This is a genomic window from Serratia sp. JSRIV001, assembly GCF_019968745.1.
Classification (GTDB): Bacteria; Pseudomonadota; Gammaproteobacteria; order Enterobacterales; family Enterobacteriaceae; genus Chania; species Chania fonticola_B.
In genome coordinates, this window is record NZ_CP074147.1 from 3,385,566 (window position 1) to 3,409,644 (window position 24,079).

General features: G+C 46.8%; 25 protein-coding genes and 6 pseudogenes. 8 read left to right on the forward strand and 23 right to left on the reverse strand.

The features are described from left to right. Positions 1–84: 84 nt before the first annotated feature. Entirely contained in the window at positions 85–1,044 is a 960-nt protein-coding gene (locus tag KGP17_RS15660) for an IS110 family transposase (protein ID WP_059199085.1), read from the reverse strand. Between the two features lie 182 nt (positions 1,045–1,226). Then, on the reverse strand, positions 1,227–2,102 hold the full coding sequence (gene rlmA, locus KGP17_RS15665; RefSeq protein ID WP_223497911.1) for a 23S rRNA (guanine(745)-N(1))-methyltransferase: 876 nt from the start codon (positions 2,100–2,102) through the stop codon (positions 1,227–1,229). 145 nt (positions 2,103–2,247) lie between these two features. Here rlmA and pgeF point away from each other — a divergent pair, with 145 nt between their 5' ends. Further along, on the forward strand, positions 2,248–2,961 hold the full coding sequence (pgeF, locus tag KGP17_RS15670) for a peptidoglycan editing factor PgeF (protein WP_179249033.1): 714 nt from the start codon (positions 2,248–2,250) through the stop codon (positions 2,959–2,961). A gap of 65 nt (positions 2,962–3,026) precedes the next feature. Here pgeF and cspE read toward each other — a convergent pair whose 3' ends face one another. The 3 genes from cspE to KGP17_RS15685 all read right to left on the reverse strand — a co-directional run bounded on the left by cspE (position 3,027) and on the right by KGP17_RS15685 (position 5,139). Then, a complete protein-coding gene (cspE, locus tag KGP17_RS15675) occupies positions 3,027–3,236 on the reverse strand; it encodes a transcription antiterminator/RNA stability regulator CspE (RefSeq protein WP_002221949.1) in 210 nt (69 codons plus the stop codon). Between the two features lie 41 nt (positions 3,237–3,277). Continuing rightward, a complete protein-coding gene (locus KGP17_RS15680) occupies positions 3,278–3,394 on the reverse strand; it encodes a DUF2627 domain-containing protein (protein WP_002211058.1) in 117 nt (38 codons plus the stop codon). Positions 3,395–4,140: 746 nt separating this feature from the next. Beyond that, complete coding sequence (locus tag KGP17_RS15685; RefSeq protein ID WP_021806779.1) at positions 4,141–5,139, reverse strand: MBL fold metallo-hydrolase; 999 nt, start codon at positions 5,137–5,139, stop codon at positions 4,141–4,143. 213 nt (positions 5,140–5,352) lie between these two features. Here KGP17_RS15685 and KGP17_RS15690 point away from each other — a divergent pair, with 213 nt between their 5' ends. Further along, positions 5,353–5,637, forward strand: a complete 285-nt coding sequence (locus KGP17_RS15690) for a hypothetical protein (protein WP_179249034.1) — start codon at positions 5,353–5,355, stop codon at positions 5,635–5,637. Between the two features lie 36 nt (positions 5,638–5,673). On the opposite strand, the gene KGP17_RS15695 is transcribed toward KGP17_RS15690, so the two are convergent. The 3 genes from KGP17_RS15695 to KGP17_RS15705 all read right to left on the reverse strand — a co-directional run bounded on the left by KGP17_RS15695 (position 5,674) and on the right by KGP17_RS15705 (position 7,836). After that, positions 5,674–7,044 carry an amino acid permease gene (locus tag KGP17_RS15695; protein WP_024486480.1) on the reverse strand — a complete coding sequence of 457 codons (1,371 nt, stop codon included), beginning with the start codon at positions 7,042–7,044 and terminating at the stop codon, positions 5,674–5,676. A 162-nt stretch (positions 7,045–7,206) separates the two neighbouring features. Next, a complete protein-coding gene (locus KGP17_RS15700; protein WP_021181027.1) occupies positions 7,207–7,443 on the reverse strand; it encodes a DUF4060 family protein in 237 nt (78 codons plus the stop codon). A 90-nt stretch (positions 7,444–7,533) separates the two neighbouring features. After that, positions 7,534–7,836, reverse strand: a complete 303-nt coding sequence (locus tag KGP17_RS15705) for a phage protein NinX family protein (protein WP_024486479.1) — start codon at positions 7,834–7,836, stop codon at positions 7,534–7,536. 110 nt (positions 7,837–7,946) lie between these two features. Here KGP17_RS15705 and fos point away from each other — a divergent pair, with 110 nt between their 5' ends. Next, positions 7,947–8,354 carry a fosfomycin resistance glutathione transferase gene (gene fos, locus KGP17_RS15710; protein WP_209554856.1) on the forward strand — a complete coding sequence of 136 codons (408 nt, stop codon included), beginning with the start codon at positions 7,947–7,949 and terminating at the stop codon, positions 8,352–8,354. An 87-nt stretch (positions 8,355–8,441) separates the two neighbouring features. On the opposite strand, the gene KGP17_RS15715 is transcribed toward fos, so the two are convergent. The 3 genes from KGP17_RS15715 to KGP17_RS15725 form a co-directional block, all read right to left on the reverse strand. Continuing rightward, positions 8,442–8,723, reverse strand: coding sequence for a YebO family protein (locus KGP17_RS15715; protein ID WP_223497912.1), 282 nt, complete (start codon positions 8,721–8,723; stop codon positions 8,442–8,444). A 98-nt stretch (positions 8,724–8,821) separates the two neighbouring features. Next, positions 8,822–8,965, reverse strand: coding sequence for a PhoP/PhoQ regulator MgrB (locus tag KGP17_RS15720; protein WP_021181024.1), 144 nt, complete (start codon positions 8,963–8,965; stop codon positions 8,822–8,824). Between the two features lie 119 nt (positions 8,966–9,084). Beyond that, on the reverse strand, positions 9,085–9,324 hold the full coding sequence (locus tag KGP17_RS15725) for a DUF2766 family protein (protein ID WP_021181023.1): 240 nt from the start codon (positions 9,322–9,324) through the stop codon (positions 9,085–9,087). 169 nt (positions 9,325–9,493) lie between these two features. On the opposite strand from KGP17_RS15725, the gene KGP17_RS15730 reads away from it, so the two are divergent. Together KGP17_RS15730 and KGP17_RS15735 are read left to right on the forward strand one after the other, a co-directional pair. After that, the gene (locus tag KGP17_RS15730; protein WP_021181021.1) at positions 9,494–9,706 is read left to right on the forward strand and encodes a YccJ family protein; all 213 of its coding nucleotides are present in this window, start codon (positions 9,494–9,496) and stop codon (positions 9,704–9,706) included. A 211-nt stretch (positions 9,707–9,917) separates the two neighbouring features. After that, positions 9,918–11,132, forward strand: coding sequence for an integrase arm-type DNA-binding domain-containing protein (locus tag KGP17_RS15735; protein ID WP_223497913.1), 1,215 nt, complete (start codon positions 9,918–9,920; stop codon positions 11,130–11,132). Between the two features lie 919 nt (positions 11,133–12,051). Here the strand turns inward: KGP17_RS15735 and KGP17_RS15740 are convergent. From KGP17_RS15740 to KGP17_RS15750, 3 genes are all read right to left on the reverse strand, one after another. Beyond that, entirely contained in the window at positions 12,052–12,675 is a 624-nt protein-coding gene (locus KGP17_RS15740) for a glutathione S-transferase family protein (protein ID WP_223497914.1), read from the reverse strand. A gap of 16 nt (positions 12,676–12,691) precedes the next feature. After that, positions 12,692–13,291 carry an isochorismatase family protein gene (locus tag KGP17_RS15745; protein ID WP_223497915.1) on the reverse strand — a complete coding sequence of 200 codons (600 nt, stop codon included), beginning with the start codon at positions 13,289–13,291 and terminating at the stop codon, positions 12,692–12,694. A 129-nt stretch (positions 13,292–13,420) separates the two neighbouring features. Beyond that, positions 13,421–13,603 (reverse strand): hypothetical protein, encoded by a 183-nt coding sequence (locus KGP17_RS15750; protein WP_223497916.1) that lies wholly within the window; start codon positions 13,601–13,603, stop codon positions 13,421–13,423. Between the two features lie 313 nt (positions 13,604–13,916). On the opposite strand from KGP17_RS15750, the pseudogene KGP17_RS15755 reads away from it, so the two are divergent. Next, positions 13,917–14,291 (forward strand): annotated as a pseudogene (locus KGP17_RS15755) (DDE-type integrase/transposase/recombinase); the annotation flags it as partial. After that, positions 14,255–14,805, forward strand: a pseudogene (locus KGP17_RS15760) (transposase); the annotation flags it as partial. The pseudogenes KGP17_RS15755 and KGP17_RS15760, both read left to right, overlap by 37 nt. Before the next feature lie 98 nt (positions 14,806–14,903). Here KGP17_RS15760 and KGP17_RS15765 read toward each other — a convergent pair. After that, positions 14,904–15,031, reverse strand: a pseudogene (locus KGP17_RS15765) (IS6 family transposase); the annotation flags it as partial. Between the two features lie 316 nt (positions 15,032–15,347). Between KGP17_RS15765 and KGP17_RS15770 the strand changes: the two are divergent. Then, positions 15,348–16,562, forward strand: coding sequence for a S9 family peptidase (locus KGP17_RS15770; RefSeq protein ID WP_223497917.1), 1,215 nt, complete (start codon positions 15,348–15,350; stop codon positions 16,560–16,562). A 163-nt stretch (positions 16,563–16,725) separates the two neighbouring features. Here the strand turns inward: KGP17_RS15770 and KGP17_RS15775 are convergent. The 8 genes and pseudogenes from KGP17_RS15775 to KGP17_RS15810 all read right to left on the reverse strand — a co-directional run. Next, positions 16,726–17,299 (reverse strand): annotated as a pseudogene (locus KGP17_RS15775) (IS6 family transposase); the annotation flags it as partial. A 389-nt stretch (positions 17,300–17,688) separates the two neighbouring features. Further along, positions 17,689–18,291, reverse strand: a complete 603-nt coding sequence (locus KGP17_RS15780) for a hypothetical protein (protein ID WP_223497918.1) — start codon at positions 18,289–18,291, stop codon at positions 17,689–17,691. Then, on the reverse strand, positions 18,266–18,751 hold the full coding sequence (locus KGP17_RS15785; protein ID WP_223497919.1) for a hypothetical protein: 486 nt from the start codon (positions 18,749–18,751) through the stop codon (positions 18,266–18,268). The genes KGP17_RS15780 and KGP17_RS15785 overlap by 26 nt, the downstream gene beginning before the upstream one ends. Positions 18,752–18,881: 130 nt before the next feature. Next, positions 18,882–19,249 (reverse strand): annotated as a pseudogene (locus tag KGP17_RS15790) (integrase core domain-containing protein); the annotation flags it as partial. A 225-nt stretch (positions 19,250–19,474) separates the two neighbouring features. Beyond that, positions 19,475–20,587, reverse strand: a complete 1,113-nt coding sequence (locus tag KGP17_RS15795; protein ID WP_223497920.1) for an NAD(P)/FAD-dependent oxidoreductase — start codon at positions 20,585–20,587, stop codon at positions 19,475–19,477. A gap of 390 nt (positions 20,588–20,977) precedes the next feature. After that, on the reverse strand, positions 20,978–22,318 hold the full coding sequence (locus KGP17_RS15800; RefSeq protein ID WP_223497921.1) for an aminotransferase class V-fold PLP-dependent enzyme: 1,341 nt from the start codon (positions 22,316–22,318) through the stop codon (positions 20,978–20,980). After that, the gene (locus tag KGP17_RS15805; RefSeq protein WP_223497922.1) at positions 22,302–22,982 is read right to left on the reverse strand and encodes a hypothetical protein; all 681 of its coding nucleotides are present in this window, start codon (positions 22,980–22,982) and stop codon (positions 22,302–22,304) included. The genes KGP17_RS15800 and KGP17_RS15805 overlap by 17 nt, the downstream gene beginning before the upstream one ends. A 639-nt stretch (positions 22,983–23,621) precedes the next feature. Then, a pseudogene (locus KGP17_RS15810) lies at positions 23,622–23,774 on the reverse strand (transposase); the annotation flags it as partial. Between the last annotated feature and the right edge of the window lie 305 nt (positions 23,775–24,079).

Consider the following 24,079-nt stretch of genomic DNA (forward strand, 5'->3'; position numbering starts at 1 on the left):
ACACCCTAGTTTCCGAAACTACACGGGCCAATTACCTACTCTGGTCAGCTCCCTCTCCCTGTGGGAGAGATACCGTCTTGTCGGCTATCCGGCAAGCGGTATTTCCGCATTAAATGTCTTTCCTGATTTCACCACACCATAGGCCAGTTGCAGCAACTTTCGCATCGCCGCACACACTCTTTCTTTGCCCGACTTCCCACGCAACTTCAGCCTTTCTGTTAAGTCTTTAACCACAACATTGTATTGGCCTGCCACTACCGCGGGCATGTATAACGCACTTCGCAGCTCACCGTGCCCCACTTTCGATAACCGGCTTTTCCCTTTAAACATCCCCGACTCACATCGCTGCGGATTCAGTCCTGCGTACGCTACCAGGGCCTTGCTGCTGGTGAACCGACGCAGGTTTCCTGCGAAGGCCAGCAGGCTGGAGCTCAGCATCTCTCCCACTCCAGGGATACTTTTTAGCAACTCGCTGTCCCGTTTCAGGTCAGGGTTATCATCGATGTGCTGACTGATTTTCTTTTTCGTTTCTCGTATCAGTTCATCCAACGTGGCGATGTGCTCATTGAGTGAAGGGACGATGACTGCTTCGGCCACCTCCAGGCGATTTTCTTCCATCTGACGCATCTCTTCCAGGTTCTTAAGATGCCTGACCAACGCGGTCAACTGGCGCTCGCTCAACGGGGCTGGGAACCACGGGGCAGGCTGATGCAGTGCGCAGTAGCGGGCTATCATCGCTGCATCGCTTTTGTCCGTTTTGTTCCGGGCCAGTTCTGTATTGCCGAAGGAATGGATACACGCCGGGTTCATCAGACTGACGTGGTAGTTGTTGTCTGCCAGATAAGTGGCCAGTTCCGTGCTGTAGCTCCCGGTGGCTTCCATACAGACATGACAGTCGCCAAAGCGGCTCAACCAGGCTGCGAACTCGCGGCATCCAGAAGGGGTATTGGCAAACTTTTTGGTTTTATACTTCTGATTGTCCAGCAGTACGGCGACATCAAATTTGTGTTTAGCGATATCAACGCCGACAGGGGTTCTACGCATTATGGCACTCCATAACCATGTCTGAAATTTATCGCCGGACCATCCTTATATGTAGGTGCTCATAGGCACAGGATACCGTTCGGTCTACAAGGCGACAGGGAAATAGACAGCCGGGGCACAATCTCTCCCACGGGCTCATAGGCACTAGGGTTAGGGGGAGCTCACCGGCTATCTCCCGATGATCAGTCGGGGATCTTCTCCGCTAAGGCGGAGAAGATCAAGACATAAGGGTTGGGGTGAGGGGTAATCCGACGGTACAAGCGGATGGCGAAATCCGTCTCGCAGGTAAACGTGGCCATGTCTAGCAAACCTTGCTGCACCTCCGGCGAAGCGCGCCAGGCAAACGGCGTCATCTGCAACAGATTGGCAGCCTGCTCACCCGGCAGCGCCATCGGATAAGCCAGTGACTCGGCCAATTCACAGCTGAAGCCCTCAAGCTGCTCATCATGCTCCGCATGCAATTGAACCTCCTGATAAACCTGCTGTTTTAGCTGATAAAGGTGACGCGGCCCCGGTGACACTGTCACCACCACCCCACCCGGCTTGACGACCCGCGCCAACTCCTCGGCTTTACAGGGGGCATAGATACGTAACACAGCATCGAGCGACGCGTCAGCAAACGGCAGGCGATGGCTGGAAGCCACGCAGAAAGAGACCGCCGGGTAGCGTTTGGCTGCCGAGCGGATAGCCACCTTGGCAACATCCAGGCCATACACCGCTACGGTCCGCTCCTGAGACAAGCGTGCCGCCACGGCGGCCGTGTAATAGCCTTCACCACAACCAATATCCAGCAGTGCCTGTGGCTCAATAGGCAAAGTGCTGGCTAACAGTTCAGCCACCCGCTGTTGCAACGGCTGGTAGTAGCCGCCGTCAAGAAATGCGCGGCGGGCCTGCATCATCTCGGCACTGTCACCCGGCTGTTTAGAACGCTTGTGTTGCACCGGCATTAAGTTGACGTACCCTTCTTTGGCACGGTCGAATTGATGGTTATTTTCGCAACGCCACTGTTGATTTGCGAAATCAAGCGGTTGGAAGCACAGGGGGCACTGATAAGACATGGATGAGATCCCAGAGAGAGATGGCGCGGGTAGTCTAAAGAAGGCTGGTGTACGATGCAAGGCGGATGCCCATCTGCCACTAGCCAAGTAATCCAAAAGCTGGCTACACTGGATATCTCCTCTCAGCCACAGGCAAAAACGTTCTATGACCGACTATTCCCCGCTGCTCAGCGGCGTTCCTGGCATCGCTCATGGCTTTGGCAATAAAGGTGCCCTGCTGCCAACGCCGTTACAGCCCTTTCGCAATACGCTGCCTGAGAAAAAACAGGTACACGGTACTCGCATAGTCGATATCCATCAGGCGGGCCAGCAATGCGGTGAGGCCGATGGCTTCTTTACCCGTGAGCCAGGGATCCTGATCAGCGTATTAACCGCAGACTGCCTGCCGGTGATTTTCAGCCGTAAAGACGGTAGCGCCATTGCTGCGGTACATGCGGGCTGGCGCGGCCTGCTGGATGGCATTCTGGAGCAGATGGCCAAACGTATCGGCCAGGATGACGATACCGCCAACTGGTTGGCCTCCATCGGCCCCGCTGCGGGCGCTTGCTGCTATCAGGTTAACCAGGAGTTGGTCGAACAGTTTCAGCAGGCGCTGCCCTTGCCAGCAGAGCTGATCAGCCCGACCCAACGCCATCTGGATCTGGCCGCCATCGCCGTAAACAAGCTCAAAGCCTTGGGCTTCGCCGCAGTCGATCACGCAGGCTCTTGCACCATCTGCACGCTCAACAGCGACCCACGGCAGCCCCAGCGCTTTAAATACACCAGCTATCGCCGCAACAGCCATCGCCGCGCACAAGATCCCAACCATCCGGGGATTAAAGGCCGCAACCAGTATTCCGGCATCATCATCACCAGGTGATATTCATCGACGCCAGATACGAAAAAACCCGCACTAAGGCGGGTTTTTTGTTCAGCTGAAGCTGATTAGATTGCAGTAACGTTTACTGCAGATGGGCCTTTCTGGCCATCTTGGATTTCGAACTCAACGTTCTGGCCTTCAGCCAGGGTTTTGAAACCGTTACCCTGGATTGCAGAGAAGTGTACGAACACGTCTTTGCTGCCGTCAGCTGGGGTGATGAAACCGAAACCTTTAGACTCGTTGAACCACTTAACTTGACCTTTGATCTTTGCCATCTTGAGTATTTCCTTTGGATTGTTTAAACCGCCCGTAGGCGTTACATAGACAAACTAGAGTCGTTACTGCTTGAGGCACTAAGATAAGGATCGGCAGAGAAGCGGTATTCAACGCTAACGTCTTTACTCAGAACTTCTTTACTGAAAATGCCACACATATACAGAACTGTACCTCGTTTTACCCAAGTGCGTTATCACATACTCTGGAATCGATGGCAAGCCATTTTTAATCACTCATGGACGTGTCGCACATATTTGAAACGGTCAGCCGCAAGAATAGCTTAAATAGGGCAAAAGAGGTTGAAGCCTTGGCTATTTTCTGCTTTGTAAAGACGCCGCGCTGTACTCCGCGTGGCGCCTCAGTTTTAACAATTCTTTCAACTCGACAGCGAGCGATTTAGACCACATATAAGCCGCAGACAGGCCAAAGAACGTAAAAAAATTTGAATCTTTATGGAATTTTATATGCAACTATTGAATATCGAAGGCCGGGGACCAAACGGCCCACTGATCCGACCTTTGGGGAGCAAAGCCTGTCATAGCAGGATAGTTATGCTTTGGCCACCGCAACAGAACCGTTCACTCGGGCCAAAACGCTCACACAGGCCAGTGCATAATCATGCAGCGAGCCAAATTTTGCACCAAGAATGTGCAACTGGACGAAATAGCCACCCCACCCTGCGGGTTTATATCCGTAGCTAAGTTAGTAAGGATAAAAAAAATATTAAAAATACCACCTAGCCACTCAGCAGCTATTTCCGCCGAAGATTAACGAAATCGCCAAGGCATTTTTTTCACTACTCTTGGCGTGACGGTTTTATCCATTACCCGCCGTAAACCCCGCAAAGCCGCACCACGCCCAGCGCCACCCGATGCGGGGTACGCCGCAACCCCATGATACTCATTAGGAGTTAGGGCTAACCTCCAGATGTTCACCAATCTTCAGCGGATAAAAACTGTGCTGCTCGACCCCGGCTTCGCGTAGTGCCAGGCTGAGTTGCACAGGTGGTTCATCCAACGACTCGTCGGCCAATTCAAACACGCCCCAATGGATAGGGATCACTCTGGGTTCATTCAATTGCTGATACAGCCTCACCGACTGCTGTGGGTCCATATGCTGCTCTTGCATGAACCATCTTGGGGCGTAAGCACCAATGGGCAACGCCGCGATATCGAACGGCCCAAGGCGGGTGCCGATATCAACCAACCGTTCGCTGTAACCGCTGTCACCAGAGAAATAAAAACGCAGCGCCGGGTGATGGATCACCCAGCCACACCATAGAGAACGATTGCGATCCCACGGTGTACGCATGCTCCAGTGGCGTGCTGGCGTGGCGTAGAACGTCATCTCATCCAGCGTCAGGCTCTCCCACCAATCCAGTTCGACCACCCGTTTGGCCGGGTAATGGCTGAACCAGCGTTTGAGGCCCAGCGGGACGACAAAGGTGGCATTGCGAAAGCGTTTGGTCAGTTCCCTGATGGTTTGACGATCCAGATGGTCGTAGTGATTGTGGGAAATCAGCACCACATCTACCGCTGGCAGCTGTTTTACCGTTAGCGGGGGCGGCGTCTTGCGATGTGGGCCGTAGAAGCTCACAGGTGATGCCCTTGGCGACAGTACGGGATCGATCAGCACGTGGCGGCCCCCCAGGCGCAATAGCAGAGAAGCATGGCCCAACCACCATACACGGTCCTGATCGCCGCTCAGATCGGCGGCTTGCCACCAGTTGGCGATAAACTGCTCGTAGCCTGCCTGAGGAGGTTTGGGCAGCCCGAGCTTCTTGCGTTCGTCTTGCCAGCGCTTCAGATCCCCGGGCTGGTGTAACGACGGCTCCGGGTTGCAGAATCCCTGTGGCGTATGATGCGCTTTGCTGGCGTCGTAATATTTGTTGGTTATTTTCAACCGATTCTCTCCCTGTAGTACCATAGTGGTGCCGCAATCGTTACAAGATTGCCTACCCAATAGCTTATAGTATCGCAATGACAAACAACTGACCTTTTTGTGGATGTTGTTGTCATAGCCAGAGTAAGAAGGCCAAGGTCGCCAAGAACCTGTTAAGCCTTTCTTAAGAACCTTGTGATTTACTTACTAGGACATTCTGAAAAAGGAGGAGTTATGAGCCGGACTGCATCAGGCAAGTCACGCGTTCGTATGGGCCGCTATCGCCGAGCGCTGGCGACGCAAGGGCAATACTGGAAAATGTATCTGGCAATGAAGCTGCGCCGGCTACGCGTACCGTCACCGCTGCTGTTACTGGCAAGCACCCTGGCAGGCTTTTTTATGCTGGGCCTGCTGATGCTTAGCGTGGTGGTGATTGATATTATCAGCACCCTGTTCCTGCTGTGCAGAAAGCTGCTGCGGCTGGGGCGCCACCCTCAGGGCAATGCCGTCGCCCGTTAACCGTTCGGAGGCGCTGAGGCGCCTCCAACGTGAATACTACCTCTTGTTACCACCTGCCTTTTTACGCCGGGTCAGCAAAAATCCAACCCACAACAACAGTACCCAAACCGGCATCAACAGTACGGAGATGCGGATCCCTGGGCTGAAGTACATGATCACCAGGATCAACGACAGGAACACCAGGCACAGATAGTTGCCAAACGGATACCATAGCGACCTAAAGCTGGTGATCACCCCTTGGCGATCTTTGGCTGCGCGGAATTTCAGGTGCGCCAGGCAAATCATCACCCAGTTAATCACCAACGTCGAGACTACCAGCGCCATCAGTAAGCCAAACGCCTCGCCGGGCATGACGTAGTTAATCAATACGCCTACCGAGGTGGCCAACGCCGATAACGCGATAGACAGCACCGGTACGCCACGTTTGTTAACCTTGGTCAGCGCCTTTGGCGCATTGCCTTGTGTCGCCAGGCCAAACAGCATCCGGCTATTGCAATACACGCCGCTGTTGTAGACCGACAGCGCTGCCGTGAGTACCACTACGTTGAGCATGGTCGCCACCAGGTTGCTGTTGAGCGCATGGAAGATCATCACAAACGGACTGCCCCCTTCCACAACCTTGCCCCACGGATAAAGTGACAATAACACCGTCAACGAGCCGATATAGAAAATCAGGATACGATACACCACCTGATTGGTGGCTTTAGGAATGCTACGGCGTGGATCGGCGGCTTCTGCTGCGGTAATACCCACCATTTCCAGTCCACCAAACGAGAACATGATCACCGCCATCGCCATCACCAGGCCGCTAATGCCGTGTGGCATAAAACCGCCCTGATCCCACAGGTTGCTAATGCTGGCTTCCGGGCCACCGTTACCGCTGGCCAACAGGTAGGCACCAAATACGATCATCCCCAGGATCGCCGCCACCTTGATGATAGCAAACCAGAACTCGGTTTCCCCATACAGGCGTACGTTCACCAGATTGACCAGGTTAATCACGACGAAGAAAACGGCCGCCGATGCCCAGGTTGGGATTTCCGGCCACCAGTATTGAATATAAATCCCTACGGCGGTCAGTTCCGCCATACCGACCAGGATAAACATCGCCCAGTAGTTCCAACCGGATAAGAAACCGGCAAAGTCCCCCCAATATTTATAGGCAAAATGGCTAAAGGAACCGGCCACCGGCTCTTCCACTACCATTTCCCCCAGCTGGCGCATAATCAAAAAAGCAATAAAACCACCTATGGCATAGCCTAGCAGCACGGAAGGCCCGGCCATCTGAATGGTTTGTGCAATACCCAGGAACAGGCCGGTACCGATGGCACCGCCCAGGGCAATAAGTTGTATGTGTCTGTTTTTTAAACCGCGTTTTAGCGGGGTATCCTGAAGCTGACCGCCCATCTTATCCTCGTCCGGCTGAGTATCCAGGCAGCATTGCGCAAGATATCGCCAACCAATAAATAAACCTGCGGGCGTTTTAACACTTAACCTTTCAGGCATCAAGGATTAGCGCCCGGCGATCGTTAACCGGGCCAGAGGGTTGCAGGAGGTTTGCTACGCCAGCTAGCTTGGCATACCGCACAGTTTGCTGAGGTTACGTGCGCCGATCATCAGCGTCGCCACATAGGATTGACGGCGGGTGATGACCTCCACCGCCACGCGATCGTTTTGATACTTTATCAGGTAGGTTGAGGGCCAGCCCTGTCGGTGCAGCCCATAGCTTTTGGCATGACAATCGATCGCCGCATGGGCAATCACTAAATGAGAGAGAGTGGTATCACCTTTGATAATGCGCTTCATAAAACAGTCTCCGTCAGCGACAGGTCCATTGTCAGAATAAGGCGGTGTCTCATCATTACGGGTCATCTACATTATCGACTAACATTTGATTTATTGCGCTTGCTGACTCAATAAAAAACAGATCATTGCGGCACGCAACGGGCTGTGACTGCCAGCTTGCCACTCCCCTTGCTGGGTGATCATACTGGCTTGCCACTGTGGCTGGTCACTTTGTTCGGGGGCATTAAGGCTTATTTTGTTGGCGCAGATAATCGGCCAGGCATCGGAGGGGTTCTTGCAGTAATCTTTCCCTTTCACGCCGCCGTAAGGGTACCATTTGTCCGGATTTTCCCCGGTGATTAACGCAATGCTGCGGTTTACTTCGGCGTCGCTTTCTTCGTACCATCTAATCATTGCTGATATCCATCTTTCGTAGAGTTGGCGCTACATTACGATGCCAATACGACAGATTTATGACAGCTCGCGTGCCGTAAACATTATTTTTACTAACGGATAAATTGATTATGTTGCTGGGTCTTAACCACCTGACGCTCGCGGTAAGTGAGGTAGAACGCAGTTTTCGCTTTTATGTTGAGGTGCTGGGGTTTATCCCTAAAGCCCGCTGGCATCAAGGTGCCTATCTTGTATTGGGTGAACTGTGGTTATGCCTGTCATTGGATGATGCCCGAAAAAATCAGATGTTGGGCGACTATACACATTACGCGTTTAGCGTGGCACCGGAGAACTTTACCATCATTGTGGAGCGTTTGCGCAAAGCAGGCGTACAGGAGTGGAAGAGTAATCACAGTGAGGGCGAATCTTGCTATTTTCTCGATCCCGATCGGCACGCGCTGGAAATTCACTGTGGCGATCTGGCAAGCCGGTTGGCAGCCTGCCGGGAGAAACCCTATCAGGGGATGGTGTTTTACTGAAACGGAATGGTGAGAAGGCGATCCGGTTAAAACTGAAACTGAGATAACCGACGTGTCCTTAACCTTCTCACCAAATGAGGGACGCGATTAACGCTCTGGGATAAACCCTTTATAACTCAGTGCCGGGCTAAGGTCATCATCATAATCGTCAACCGATGCCTTGTCCCCGCGGGCGGTTTGCCCCAACGTTTTTAACAGTGCCGTTTGCTGGCGCTGCTGCTCGGCGATTTCCTGCAACAGCTGGATCTGTTCGTTGGCGCGTACGCTGGCGCGATTCACGATGAACCAGACCCACAAGCCAAACGATGCAGCCAACACCACAACGGCGATGGAAATCAGGCCGGACGGGCCAGAAGCTAAATCAAACATGAACAACCCTATCTACTCTACTGCCTCAACCAAGCCGACATAGTAACATTCTCACCAAGGCCAGGGGCAAGTTTGCGAAAAATTGTTATTTCGCCATGTTACCAGGGAACGATACGCGTGATTGAGCAAATGCCCAGTGCAAACTTCTCACCTTGATCGCAATAGCTATCCAGAGCCAGCAGATAGAAAAGCAAGCAGGCAAACAGCGTTGCCGCTATCACCAGCAGTTTTTTACGCCCCAAACCTTAGCAGCCTTATGATTATGTTGTTAACCTAATCATCGATGCTAGCATAGGCAACTTAAACGAAGTTTAACCGGCCGTTTAGATTTCTCAGCCATCTGGAACAAAAAATAACCCGGTTACTCGCGGTTAAATTTCATCTCAATCAGCGCAATCGCTTTTTCAATCGCCCGCTTGGTGATCGGATCGGCGCCGGCCGGGTGGCTGCTAAAATCGATACTCTTGAGCTGGCTGGCCATTTTGTCCCGTACTTCGGTCGGCGCGATCACGTCGATCACATCCAGGATCTGCTTGATAACCAGTTGGCAGGCAACCAGATCGGAAACCAGTTCTTGATCGTTGCTCAGTGCGCTAGACATAATTTTTCCTCTGTTGATTTATACGCGGCAAAGAATACCACGCCGTTTTGCATTTTGCCGCAGGCGTTCCGCCCTGAATTTTCGGCAATAATACGCATGCCTTGCAAAAACCAGCGGCAGAATTGTGGCCTATACTAGGCTGTGCCTCACACTCAACAGGAGAGCAGTCATGGCAAATCATAATGTGAAATCTTGGGCGACAGTGCGTGAAACCTCGGTAGAAATTGCCGAAGCGATCTTTGAGTTGGCCGGTAATGACGAGGTTTTGGCGCAAAAAATTTGGGAGGAAGGCAGCGATGAAGTGTTACCGCTGGCGTTCAGTAAAACCGAAGCCGACCAACTTTACTGGGGTGAAGAAACCATCGAGCGTAAAAACGTCTGAGGCCCCCTCACCCCAACCCTCTCCCACAGGGAGGTCCGAAACCGGTCTGTTGATGTCAATCAGATTCAACAGACTTCTTTCTACTCCCTATCAAACCCTATACTTACTGGCTTGTCTCCCTGTTTTTAGTCGACTATCATGACTGGAGGTCAACGGGAATCAATAAACTTTTGGGGGCCATTTTGGGGGCTAAAATCAGGAGACCCTACCCATGCCATTAACCGCACGACAAATCGAAACCGCCAAACCCGCCGACAAAGATTACAAGCTCACTGACGCTCAGGGACTCTACCTTTTGGTCAAAAAATCCGGTGCCAGGTACTGGTGTTTAAAATACCGTTTTGCTGGCAAGGAGAAAAAGCTTTCCATCGGTGTCTACCCTGATGTCACATTAGCACAGGCTCGTTCCTGTCGTGAAGATGCTCGTCGGACACTGGCCGCAGGTAAAGACCCCTCTCACGAAAAACAGGCCAGCAAACGCGCGCACCATGACACAACAACCTGTACCTTTAAAGTGATTGCGCAGGAATGGTTCACCCACAAGGCGCGTCTGTGGACGCCACGCTATCTCGCTGATCAGGTGGCCCGTATTGAGAATAACCTTTACCCTGCTATCGGCAACCGTCCTGTTGCAGACATTAGACCACTTGAAGTACTTGATTGTCTGCGAACCATCGAAGCGCAGGGCAAGCTTGAAGCTCTGCGTAAAACACGTCAGGTCTGTGCCCAGATATTTGATTATGCCATTGCGACCGGGCGCGCTATCGGCAATCCAGTGACCACCCTTAACACGGTGTTACTGCCGCCCGAACGCCAGAATAACCGCGCACTGACGGACACTCAGCTTGCCGCCTTCATGCATGACTTGTCCCAGGCAGAAAGCCTGATGGCCTTGGCAACGCGCTTGCTGATACTCACTGCCCTACGCTCCAGTGAGCTACGCTTGGGGGAGTGGCATGAAATTGACCTCGACCGAGCCGTATGGGAGATCCCCAAAGAGAGAATGAAGATGCGAAGACCCCATGTTGTTCCTCTCTCCCGACAGGCACTGGCGATACTGACGCAAATCAAAACGCTTACCGCCGCTCGCGGTTCATCCTACCTGTTCCCTTCCGTAAGTCGGCCTGACCGCCCACGCGATCGCAAGTGCATCAATGACTTCTTGCAACAACGGGGCTGGCACGACTACACGACAGCACACGGGTTTCGGCATGTGTTCAGTACTGTTGCCCACGACCACGACTTTAACACTGCCTGGATTGAGCTCCAGTTAGCGCATGTGGACAAGAACAGCATCCGGGGTACTTACAATCACGCCCAATATCTTGATAGCAGACGGGAAATGATGCAATGGTACGCTGATTACATCGATAGCTTGGAGCATGATGAGAGTGTGGGGCATGGGGAGTTTGGACGCCTTGCTTAGTGAGCGTGGTTTTTCTGAAGAAGGTCAACAGTGCTGGCCGTGATGCTGGCGCTGCTGATCCTTGTAGCCGCTTATTTTTTGTCTTGTCTCGTGAAATGGAAGACTTGATAGTTAGGAATCTATGGTCACTCCCGTTTTTGTAATACCAATACTGAAGATTTTGTTAGCTTGCATGAATCTATCCGGCGTCTGAATGGGCTTTATGCCCGCGCCACGATGAGTTTCGCGCCTATGAACCTTATAAACTTCAACGGTCTTTAATCAGCCATTCCTAATTCTTTGATCACTGGCTTCATGACGTTCGTGTTGAGGCCATTCATGAAGACTCAACGCTGAAAACACCATTTTGTATCAGCGGTCATGGCATGCCCTGAGCACCCCCCGAGAATGCAACTGATAAGACGCTGGCGTTTCTGGAGGCCATCGTTAATGCGGATGATACAGCAACGGTCGGTGATATCCGGGCCTTTGTTGACGACCTGGATGCTGTTCGGTTCAATCGCAATAAAATCGACAGGCAATTGAGCAAACTCGACCTGGCGGCGCCAGCACTGGAACCTGAAGTGATCTGGTTGGGTCGTCGGCGCTGACGTGTGTCTATAGGTATACTTCTCTAATTCAGGAAATTGGCGCGCTCAGGACCAGAGGTGCCAGACTCAGGATCGCCTGCGACCACGTAAGCCTTAGCATTTCAATATATTATAAACTTCGCAACCAGATGAAAAACCAGTAACAAGGAGATAATCCGGCTCTGTCGCATTAAGGGGACAGAGCCGTGTCACCTACAGTTCTGTGGGAACGTAGGGGGGAGGTTCCCCTGCGCCACCCGATAACCCCATATTGTAGCCCTCACATTGCCCAATTAAAAACCGCCCCAAAATGGGGCGGTTAATTTTAATAAAAACTATGATTTTAAATATTATTGTAAGATATTTTGTTGCATCATAGCCGATTGAACCCCTTTGTTTTTACACATCATATTATAATGTCGTGCCACATGTGGGTATTTTGAAAATGTATCGGGTAAGCTTATTTTTGCCCACCGAAACATTGGAGTGGCATAGGCATCTATAATACTTATTCGATTAGCGACTATATAATCATGATCCGAAAGATGCCGATCCAGCACATTGAAAACTTTTTCTACCAGTGGAATAGCTGCTGCTCGAACAGAAGCTATAACCTGTTCTCGATCATCAGTGGTATAACGCTGCGGACTGAAAAATGGAAAGAAAGCTGGATGCACATCACCGGTCAAAAAACATTCCCAGTGATCAAACTCGTAGCACTCACGGAGATCTTGGGGGTTTGCCCCAAAAGTATCGCCCCCAGGAAGGGTCGTTTGATAACGTAAAATAGCCCCACATTGTGTAAGCGTACCCATATCCTTAACAACCAGTGCTGGAACTGCCAACATAGGACTGGACTTTTTAAATTTCAGGTCATTTTTGTCTGCGAGTATAAGTGTATATGGCGTTTTTAGCCATTCAAACATGATATGTGGAGCAAGAGAACAAGCACCTGATGTGTAATAAAGTTGCATATAACTATCCTTTATATCACTTAGCAGGGGATTGTAATGTGCCTACCAGCAATTCAACCAATTGGGTACCTTCTGGGGTGGACCAATCTCCTGCCAATTCAGCTAATAACTGGTTTGTGGTGGTGAGTGTAACCCCTGCACGTTCCATGCGACGAAGTGCTATATCATCTGCAATAGCGCTTGGTGAACCACCTGCATCTGCGACGACTTGAACTTCAAATCCTGCATTAACTAGACTCAAGGCAGGGTAAACCGTACAGACATCGTTAGTTACACCCGCAATAATCAGTCTTTTTCGACCAGTGGTTTCGACAGCGGTTGCAAAATTAACATCATCCATCGCATTGACAACGCCAAGGCGTTTAATTCGAGCTTTAAAGCTGTCAGGAAGAATATTAGCAAGTTCAGATAATAAAGGCCCTTGTACATTATCTTCCATACTAGATGTTAGTACAGTAGGCATTTTTAGTATGCTAGCTGCATTTGCAAGCAGCAGTGCATTTTGCTTCATCACATTAAAATGGATAGATTTTACCCATCCCATAGTCCCAATCTGATGATCAATCAACAGCATCGCAGCATTGTCACCAGTAAATCTTGTAAATGTGGTTGTCATTATTAAAATCTCCATATTTATCTGAGCTAAAAATTACGGTTTATGTCGCATTAATGAGTCGTCAGGTAACAAAATTTTTACGTCCCGAGTTAGGCCACTCTATGCTTTGTCGAATATTTTTGACAGCCCCTATTTAGCATCTGGCAGAGCTATTCTCGGTTTCTCACACCCAGACATACCTAGAATACTAATTATTAGACAACCGAGTTGATGTCCTGCATTACCAGAGGTCCATCCTCCAGGTTTTTTAGCATATGCACTGCTGCTTGATATGATCAAAAAGAAAAATGCGCTTATAATAGCTTTTTTCATTAAGAGCTCCATGGTTTTTTAGTGGGAAAAGTGTGTTTATTATATGTGGCAATTAAAATTCAAATTCTAACATATATAAATTCCGTAATAATAGCTTCATCTTTCATCTAACCTTAAGTTTTTTACTTCGTTAGATATTAAATTACATTAGCATCGGAAATACTAAAAAGCAAGTTATTAATCACTCTAGATTGATTATTGTATTGAGAAGCATTAATAGCCTTGACGTATAGGAAGTTAAAACCATTTCGGTTCTGTCGCATTTCCTGATAACCCGTTCCTGACCGTGATTGATGATTTTAGGTTGTGTCGCATTATCGATGTGTTCGTAGGCGCGATCGTTGGCTGGCGGGTCTCATCGTCGATGGAAGCAAGGTTCGTACTAGATGCACTGGAACAGGCTCTGTGGGCACCTCGCCCCTCAGGTACAATCCATCACTCGGACAAAGGCTCCCAATACGTGTCTCTGGCGTATACCGAACGGTTGCAGAAGGCGGAGGTGCTAGCGTCGACAGGCAGCACAGGCGACTCTTACAATAATGCCCTGGCCGAGAGTATCAATGGTCTTTACAAAGCGGAGGTAATACACCGTAAGGGCTGGAAAACACACGCAGAAGTGGAACTTGCGACACGGGCATGGGTGGACTGGTTCAACAATCGACGGTTACCCGACAGGGTGTGGAACTGAGTCGTTCGGTGTGGTCGGGTGGGTAGATGCGTTTTGCCGGCTGCTGTCCCCGCTGGAGGAGGCTCTGCGGCAGTATGTGCTGACAAACGGCAAGCTGCATGCCGACGAACTGTACGCCCTCGAGGCAAAGGTGCGCGGGTGGTCAGCAGAGCTGCGTCTGTTGGAACGACAACGAAGGGCAACCCCGTTGCTAAACGGGTTGGAAAGCTGGTTGCGGGAAAGGGTGAAAACGCTCTCAAGGCACTCAGAACTGGCGAAGGCGTTCGCCTATGCGCTGAACCAATGGGCAGCGCTGACGTATTATGCCGAGGACGGTTGGGCCGAGGTGGATAACAACATCGCAGAGAATGCCTTGCGGATGGTGAGTCTGGTGCGCAAGAACTTCCTGTTCTTCGGCTCGGATCACGGAGGTGAGCGAGGGGCGTTGCTGTACAGCTTGCTGGGGACATGTCGCCTGAATGGCGTCGATCCCGAGCATTATCTCCGTCATGTGCTGAATGTGATCGCCGACTGACCGCTAAACCGGGTCTGTGAGCTGCTGCCGTGGCGTATAAGATTGCCAACAGAATAACTTACGCGACCTCAGTCAATACGGCCTTCGCTGTACGCTTACCGATGAAGCGTGGAATGGTCAACAGCAATACGCGTTCAGCCATCATTTCTTCGAGATTGCGCAGGCTGAGGGCATAAGCCAGATACCAGCGAACGCACTGAACGATAACATCGGTAGGGTAATGCAAGCGACAGAAGGCGTTTCAGATCAGAGACATAAATAGGCAACATAACAAAAAACAGCATGTTACCTGACAACGCCTTAATTCGACAGAACCGTGTATTTTGCTTTGAAGATGTGGTGACGTTTCTTGTCGTTGTATTTATGTGGCATCATTACTGGGGTGATGTTTGGGAATGACCCCAGTGTATTGGTTTAGCCATCCATGCACCAACGCTGCATTGCGCTTCTTTGGCAAGTCCATTCGGTATCAGAGTGCTATATCGCTTCACTTGTTTTTAATTAAATATATAGTGTTTTTATATAAATATGAGGAGATGGAAATGTTAAGAAAGATTGGTTTTTGTTTATTTGTTCTGTTCTCATTTGGTACTGCATCAACATTTGCGCAAGAAACACCTCACACACCGATTCAGGTTTCAGGCAGGGTAACCTATGAGTTCATTGGTCACTGGGATGTGGCGCATTTGAATAACATACTTAATGTTGATACACCCAAATTTTCGGGCGTTGATGTAAAATACACGCAGGCTAAAAATGCCGTTAACCTTTATCGTGTCACTTACCCTTCCGTGATCCCTGAACACGCCAACAAACCCACGATGGCATCGGGCTTGCTCGCCATTCCTGACACCGCAGAGCATGCTTTCCCCATGATTTCTTACCAACATGGTACCGTCTATGGTAAGCAGCAGGTGCCCTCTTTTCCTGATGAATCACCCGAAACACAATTAATGATCGCGCAGTTCGCCGCACAGGGTTACGTCATGGTTGGTGCAGACTATTTTGGCCTTGGCGTTTCAACCGAACCTGAAGGCTACATGGTAAAAGGCAGTCATCAGCAAGCACCCCATGACATGATTAATGCATCACAGCAGGTTCTTGCTCAAATGGGACTGTCAAATACTCGCCTTTACTTAGCAGGTTGGTCACAAGGCGGTTTTGTCACGATGGCGTTGCTTGAAAAGCTCGAAGGCATCGGGATGAAGGTTCAGGCAACGGCAACCGCAAGCGCACCACTTGACGTTTTTGCCCTGATGAATGGATTCCTTTCATTTCCGCGTAAATTTGATGCCAACTGGTTGAACAGTATCATGATACTTTCAGCCTTTGCCTATGAGAACTACTACGGGATCCCTGGTCTGGCACATTCTGTGCTCACGGATGAATATTATGACGTGGCTAAGAAAGCGTATGATCGTCAACCTTTCAATCCTGAAGACATCACCTCAGATCTCCACAAGCTTATTCGTCCTGAATATTTTAACCCGCAATTTTTTGCGAACTCAGCCTATGGCCGGCTTATTAGTTCTGCCCAGGCTTACCGATGGGTCATCGCATCCCCAGTACATAACTACTACGGAGAGAGCGATGAAGCGATTACCATTGGGGTAGGTAAAATGGCAATGACTTATGCGCAGTCAATGGGGACAGGTAATACGCTGGTTGAAGCCATATCTACAGGAGAAACGACACATAGAGGTACCTTCGCCACTGCCGTCCCACTTTGGAAAAGCTGGTTTGACTCCATGCAGTAATAGGGGGGAGGGCCAATGATGTAAAAAACCACGCTAAGGAGATAGTTTATTGTTTATGTTGAATTTGATGGCCCTGGCAACTATCAGGGCCGACTGCCATTGTCTCAGACTGGTTGTGTCGCACTAGCGTAGGCAAGTTAGCAACAGTTGCGTTGCCTAATTTTCAGGCAACCAATAAATAAAATTGTTCCGCAGGTGACAACCCTTCACTTTGCGGATGTTGATATTGTCCTTTACGTATCATGTGGAGCAGCTCGATTCCGGACAGGATCGTCTGCGCTCGCCGAAACGATTTGAATCCCAGCATCGGGCGTATGCGGCTTTTGATGTTGCGGTGATCTTGTTCAACCATATTATTCAGATACTTGTTCTGTCTGACAGTCATGATTTCTTCTTCTGGTTTGTCGGCGTTGAGTGTAGTCAGCGCTGCCGTGTTGGCACCAATTTTATCAATGACCACTATTTCAGGTTCGCCGTGGTGTCGAATGGCCTTGCGACAGAAGCGTAATACCGCTGCAGCAACCCGTTTGGCGGTCAGCAGGAAGTCGATGGTTTGGCCTGAAGTATCCACCGCGCGGTACAGATATTTCGACTGACCTTTGACCTTGATGTAGGTTCCATCCATTCGCCACCGTCGACCGACTGTGCGCTTGTGTCGGTGAAAAGCCTTATCCAGCGGGAACCAGACGGATAACCCAACGATGCAGCGTTGAATGGTCAACGACAATACCGCGCTCATCAAAACAGCATATTACCTGAGAACACCTTAATGCAACAGAACCATTTCCTATGCGTGAACCTCTTCGTTTACTTAGGCGCCTTCTCAAGCAGTGTAAGGTAGTGATCGATCAGGCCTACGTCATGTATCGGAGTATCATGCCCTGCAATGATCGAGTCGACTTTAAGCTCCCCCTGCTCGATAAGTCCTTTAAGTTTTTCCAAGGTTTTTGGGTACTCAGTTCTGTTGGCAAAACTCATTTTATTATGCTGTTTCAACCTCGGCGGGGACTGATGGGCTGCAGTATAATATCTCTTTCGTATTTTCGACAGAACCTCAAAAATAGGCCCCCTCTGGAAGCCTTACCACATCTAGCTCATATGAGAAGATAATTCAGCTGTTACTCAGCTACTTCCTCAATGACGAGATAGAAGATGGATATGAAGAAATCTCAAATAAAGGTCTCAGATACAGAGATCTACTCTCTTTCTTCACCATGCTCAAATTATTTAATTTTTTTTCAAAATAATCAAAATTTATGTTTTTCTTCACACCAGCAATCTTACATAATACTTGTTGAAAAGATAGCTTAATGATGCCATTCCACTCATCAAGAACAGTATCAATCAGCACATACAATTCTGAATTACTTTTCAGACGCTCAAACTCAACCAAAATCAACCCTCGGGCCGGATCAAATACAAATGCCGAATTAGCATTCCACATTGCCAACCCCATATGATCAGCATTATATTTCTTTTCAACACTTAAAAATTCATTTTTGTGTTCTTTAGCGACAGAGCCATAACTCACACCATGAGTCTCGCTGCAGTATATCGATAACAACCCCAATCCAAAGTCAATACTATCACTCCCATCAGGATCAATAAACTCATTTACGGAAGAAAGACCATCAAAATATGAGTCTTGTTCCATTTGATGTAATTTAATCTCATTTAATACAACGCTTAAAGAATGCTCTAACTCAGAAATTTTCTCTTTTTTTTTCAACGACTAAGATTGCATTTTTTTTGATGTGTTCATCACTGTTAGGAACGTTAAATTTACTCGTCATTTTTTTAACAAAAGAGTCTTCTTTTATTGTAGAAGAAAACCCCTCATAGAAGCCACTGGCAATACCTCTACTAGACAAGGCTTTTTTTAAAGGCTCAACGTGATTTTTACTTTTATTATCTCTGCAGTATCCTTCCGCCTTTTTAATAACCTCAATAAAGCAACTTGCTATACGATGGGCATCACCAGGCGTAATTAACCCCTTAGCAGAAGACATTTCTTCGCAAAGTACTCTAATCAGGCACAACGAAAGACCTGCACACATTCCTTGATTTGGATTATTAAGCAAAGGTGTATCCTTTTTCTCAGCATAGGTATAAGGATATAAAGTCAAAACAGCCTTGCTGCTGAACTTATTTAGGTCAAAAACATAAGAATTTTTAATATTGAACTTCATCAAATTTCACCCATAAAAATCACGAAAAATTATCGATATCACTCCAATTTAGCCTAAATAACTTTGCATATTACCATTCCACCTTAGCCAACCTGATCTTGACCCGCCATCTTCAGACAGCTTTTGTATCTTAAGTTAACGATGCCCGCAGGCGCCGGTATTCCTTCCGGGAGTGGTATCCCAGCGCGCTATGCGGATGGTTTTCATTGTAATGGTTGAACGCCGCAGCAAGATTCTGCAGTGCCGTTCTCACATTGGGTTTTGGCATGAACGCGATGTAGTCTTCCTTCATCGTTTTTACGAACCGCTCTGCCATTCCGTTACTCTGTGGGCTGCTCACTGCCGTTGTGCAGGCTTCCAGATTCAGCTCTCTGGCGAACTTGCGCGTATCATGCGCTGTATACGCCGAACCGTTGTCCGTCAGCCACTGCTCCGACTTGTCCGGGGGCGTTTCACCGAAGCGCTTTCCACCGCTCCGAGCATCACGTCCTGCACAGTTATCCACACCTCACCGATAGAATCCTTGGCCGCTCTCAAATCGTTGGGATGCGTTCACCCTCACTCTTCGATATTTAGCAGGCTCAAGACCTAAGCCAGAGACCTGCGAACATATTATGCAGTAATATTATTGGGATAATGTATATGCTTAATCAACAAAAGCATTAGATGAAATCATAAAAATAAAATGTTAAGCGATGCGCTAAAGAGAAGATTTTTATGCCCCTATAAAATAATGGATGGTCTCACCAGCGAGAAATCATTTTTTTCCATCATAAACTGCTTCATTAACCACCTTGAACCATCTATTTTACTTTGCATACTGGCATTCCTTGCTTTATTATATGAGTTCAATATTTCATCTATATTACCCTCTAAGTTCCCATGTGTGACAATACAGTCAGATAAAGTCACCGCGTCTTCTACTGCTGAACTAACCCCCTGTGTTGAAAATGGTAACATCGGGTGCGCGGCATCACCAATTAAGACAACTCTTCCTTTATGAAAATCAGGCAATAACTCAGCATCTCGATATAGCCAGCGATAGGAGTTATTTAAATCACACAAATCTAAAACATGGCAAAATAGCTTATCATTAGTTATTTCTCTTATTATGCTTTTTAAATATGATTTACCTTTCATACATTCTATTTTTTTTCGATTTTTTTTGCTATAAATTATATACATAACTGCAATGTTTTTGCTCAAGGGGGCGATACCAAAAGTCAACCCGCCTAAAGGGTGATGCATTTCGATAAAGTCACTACCTACAAGAGCATTTAAGTTTTCATGATGAGCGATTAGTGACATTTCTCTCACTGTACTATCATTTAAACTTACATCAGGAAAAATACAACCTCTTACTTTTGAGTTTATCCCATCAGCACCTACACACACATCACGCAATAAATCCACTCTCATTTTGCTGATGCTTTTATATTTTCCGTCAAAAAGATTAACATAACATCCATTTTCGAATTTTTCAAAACCAACAAACTCTTTTGAAAATGAAACTGAACCCGGTGACACCTCCTCATATAGAATATTCATTAAACACTCCCTTGTTATTCCATAGCAGTAATCAGGAAGTTTGTATGACAAACTAATCTCACTGGATGATTTTATCAATGCATTATTTAACTTAATTGATTGTGAAATTATTTTTTCAGAAAGCCCTAATCTCTCAAATGCAGAGATTCCATTTGGTAAAATCGTATACCCCAACCCCCTGGAATTATATGTATCATTGGAGTCATAAATATGATTATCCACACCATTCCTCGAAAGAAGAATACTCAAGCACAAGCCAGAGATACCGCCACCGAATATATAAACCATTATTCACCCACCAATGTTAAGAGTCGCCGTTGATTTGACCATAACGCTATAGTTTGTTGCTATCATCTTAATTGAGTCATTAAAACCAACTCACATACTTTCAATAATCGCAACATCCTTAATTATATAATCAGAGTAAGTGATATATTATACAGACAGACTTGTGTGATATTTTAATTACATTATCGGCAAAAACGGCGTATTGTTTACCAGTGATTAATTCAGCATCCTAAAGAATTAAGTTTAAAATCCACCACAATGTACAACCGAGTTTTATCTATATTGATTTAATTGAGAATAACCCATCGTGTGAACCTTCTAGATTGAGTGAATTCCCAATTAAAATATAAGGTATGTAGTAACTTCCCATAACAGCATTAATTACCTCCCTTAAATTCCCCTAATGATCTCCTCACCAATTGAGATTATATTTTCAATTAATAAATCACATACATCACTATGTTCCTTTTTCATTAATGTCATTCTAATACATTTCTCACTACTTAACGTACCTGCATGAGAAACTATATCACATTGAGCTAATGCGACATAAAAGCCTATAAGGCGCAGCCTGTCATATAATTTCTCAGTTGAAGCTGTAATATTAATACAGTCTATATAAAAAACAACAATATCCAAGTCAGGATCTGGAGTGAGTAATTTAAATAAGCCAGACTCATCCAATCTCTTTGCGATTTTTTTTGCTGTTATATGACAACTCATCAGAGCATCTGCAAATTCTCCATTTTCAATTAAAGGTAAATAATTCATTGTTGCCCACAAAGCTGCTGCGGCTGCGCCAGGCCTAGAGCACTCAAGTGAGGTTTCCCCTATATTTTTCCCTCTCCTATCAAAATAAGTATATGGTGAGTCATGACGGTAAGCATTTTCAATTTCACTTTGCCTGCCCTTATTAAATAGTACAGCCCCGCATCCAAAACCTTGAAGTCCATGCTTATGAGGATCTATGACAACAGAGTCAGCTTTAGGTAATGAATCATATATGATTTTATTTACATAGGACAAACTATTTCTAATCAAGTAAAAATACCCACCATATGCAGCATCAACATGTATAATAAATGAATGGTTCTTTCTTAACTCAAGAATATCATGTAAAGGGTCTAACGCCCCCATTAATGTTGTACCTAGTGTACAGACTATTACAGGTGATGGAGTTGGTAATGTTGTTAATACTTTAGTTAGGTGCCTTATGTCCATCCGACCGCAATGATCAGATGCCAGTTCGATATAATCCATCCCCAACAGCCTTGCCATTCTTTTATGAGTATAATGAGCATTACTGCTAAAAATAATAGTTTTTGCACCATTTTCCTTATGGAACCATAGAGCCTCTAAATTACCTGATGTACCTCCGGAAGTTAAATGGCCGTGATACGATTCCCATCCTATCATATTGGCCATTGAATTCATGCACTCTACTTCCATTTCTGTTGTTGCTCTTCCTCCATCATAGCTATGGTTGTTCGGATTTATTTGCATTGTTAAAAAATAGCTCATAACGGATATATCACAGATATAGCCTGACATATGACCAAGATAGTGAGGATGGTAAAATGGATCATTATTTACTAACTTTAGCAAAAGCTCCTCCATGATTTTACTTGTATCTTCTTTCCACCCCTGCTCAAAAGAAGGCAGATCTTTGTACATCCCCCTTAGTTTACATTGAAAGTCAAATAAAATTTCCGCATTAGCTTTTGATAACATGCTCAACCCCTGAAGTTAGTAAAGTAAAAATATCATCTACTGATCCGAATGAAAACAGTCTCTCTGGTGAGCCGGTTATCGATATATTGGAATTAAGAATTTCACATATATCACTTTCCTGAACTTCAATATCTCCATTTATAAATTTATTTAAAAAATAATTGGATGTAATAAGTCCTCCACCAAATGCAAGGAGGTTTTCCTTCTGATATATAACGCTAAATTCGATAATATAAAACCACAATTTAATCAGTGATTCGTGGTGTTTTTTATCACATGAAACCCATGAGTCCCCGAAAAACTTGCAAACCGTGTTAAATTTTGGATTAATTAAGTATGGAACGTGCCCATAAATATCATGGAGCATATCCACCTTATCAGACTGAGCCATTTGGTTTAAAGGTCTAATATTTGTATATACTGGAAAAAAACCGTTAGAGAGTATCGCAAACCATTTCATTATATTTACAGGAGGGGTAAGTTTAATCTTGCCTCCGAATTCATAAATTAAACCCTCTATTTGAGGTATACTAAGCGGAATTGATAGTAGGTTTAAATAATTCACACCATTATGCCACTCCTGACATATATGCTTATCACATGAAACAAGAAGTGGTATAAAACCTCCTTGAATACTAGCCAACTCATTTTCATTGTATTTCATACAACCCCTTCAAGCTATTGATATGATGAAATTTTTTAGTAAAACACAAATCAAACCTAATGAGCATTACAATATTTATATTACCTTGGCGAGTTAACAAAAGTTACCCGGCCATTTTTGCAACCAACAGAGAAAATAATTAACAAAGTGTCAATCTCTCTTAGATGGTATATTCAAGTTACTCTTTAAATACCTCATGTAGTAACCCAATATCTGTCAACGATTTCTTTGTTATAGTAAATAATCCGTTTACTAACCCCCATATTTAGCAGTTGACATTTCAACTACCCTATTCCATACAGACACCTTGGCATTTTCTATGCCATAATATCTGTATGCCGATACTCCACGCTAAATTTTTGGGTACCTAACAGCAATACTGTATTACGCCATCATCTCTTCGAGATTTAGCAAGCTCTGGGTGTAAGCTAGATGGAGAGAAAACAATACTTTTTTATGTCAATGGGATAATGCCTTCATTTAAAGGCATTTCGGCGCCAAACAGCATAATAAAAACGGTATATAGCCTGATAGCACCTTAATTCATCCCAGATAAGCTACAGTCAGTCCGATTGATTTTAATAACATCGAGCCCTTTTTTGATGAAAACCCAAGTCAGTCCTTTGCAGTAAGTGCCGGTTTCCACTTGAACAGCAGACTGGGCTGAATGGCATGCAAGCGGGGCACATGGGATACTAACACTCCCGGTTCCATCGACTGCTTAATAATAGCGATCTTTTCCTGAGGTGTTTTATGCCGACAGGCTTATTGCCCCAACAGTATTCCGGCCATATCAAAATCAGCGTTAGTGTTAGACATATATCGAAGCCTATCCCTTAAATTAGGAGACTTCTACTGTCTGACTTTCGCGGAGTCGCTCCAGGAAGATATCTATGCCAACTCTTCCAATCTCTATGCAAAAACTTATTTAAATACTTAGGCTTAAATATGATTCCAAGCTCATTCATCGCCAGATAGGACGGAGCCTAGCGATCATGACATCTTCAAATTTCTCCTACGTTTAGTCTCTCTTAGCTTTGTCAAGCACCGCCTTTTTACGGTAAGGGAACAATCGTATCGGGTCGTGATTGGGCAAA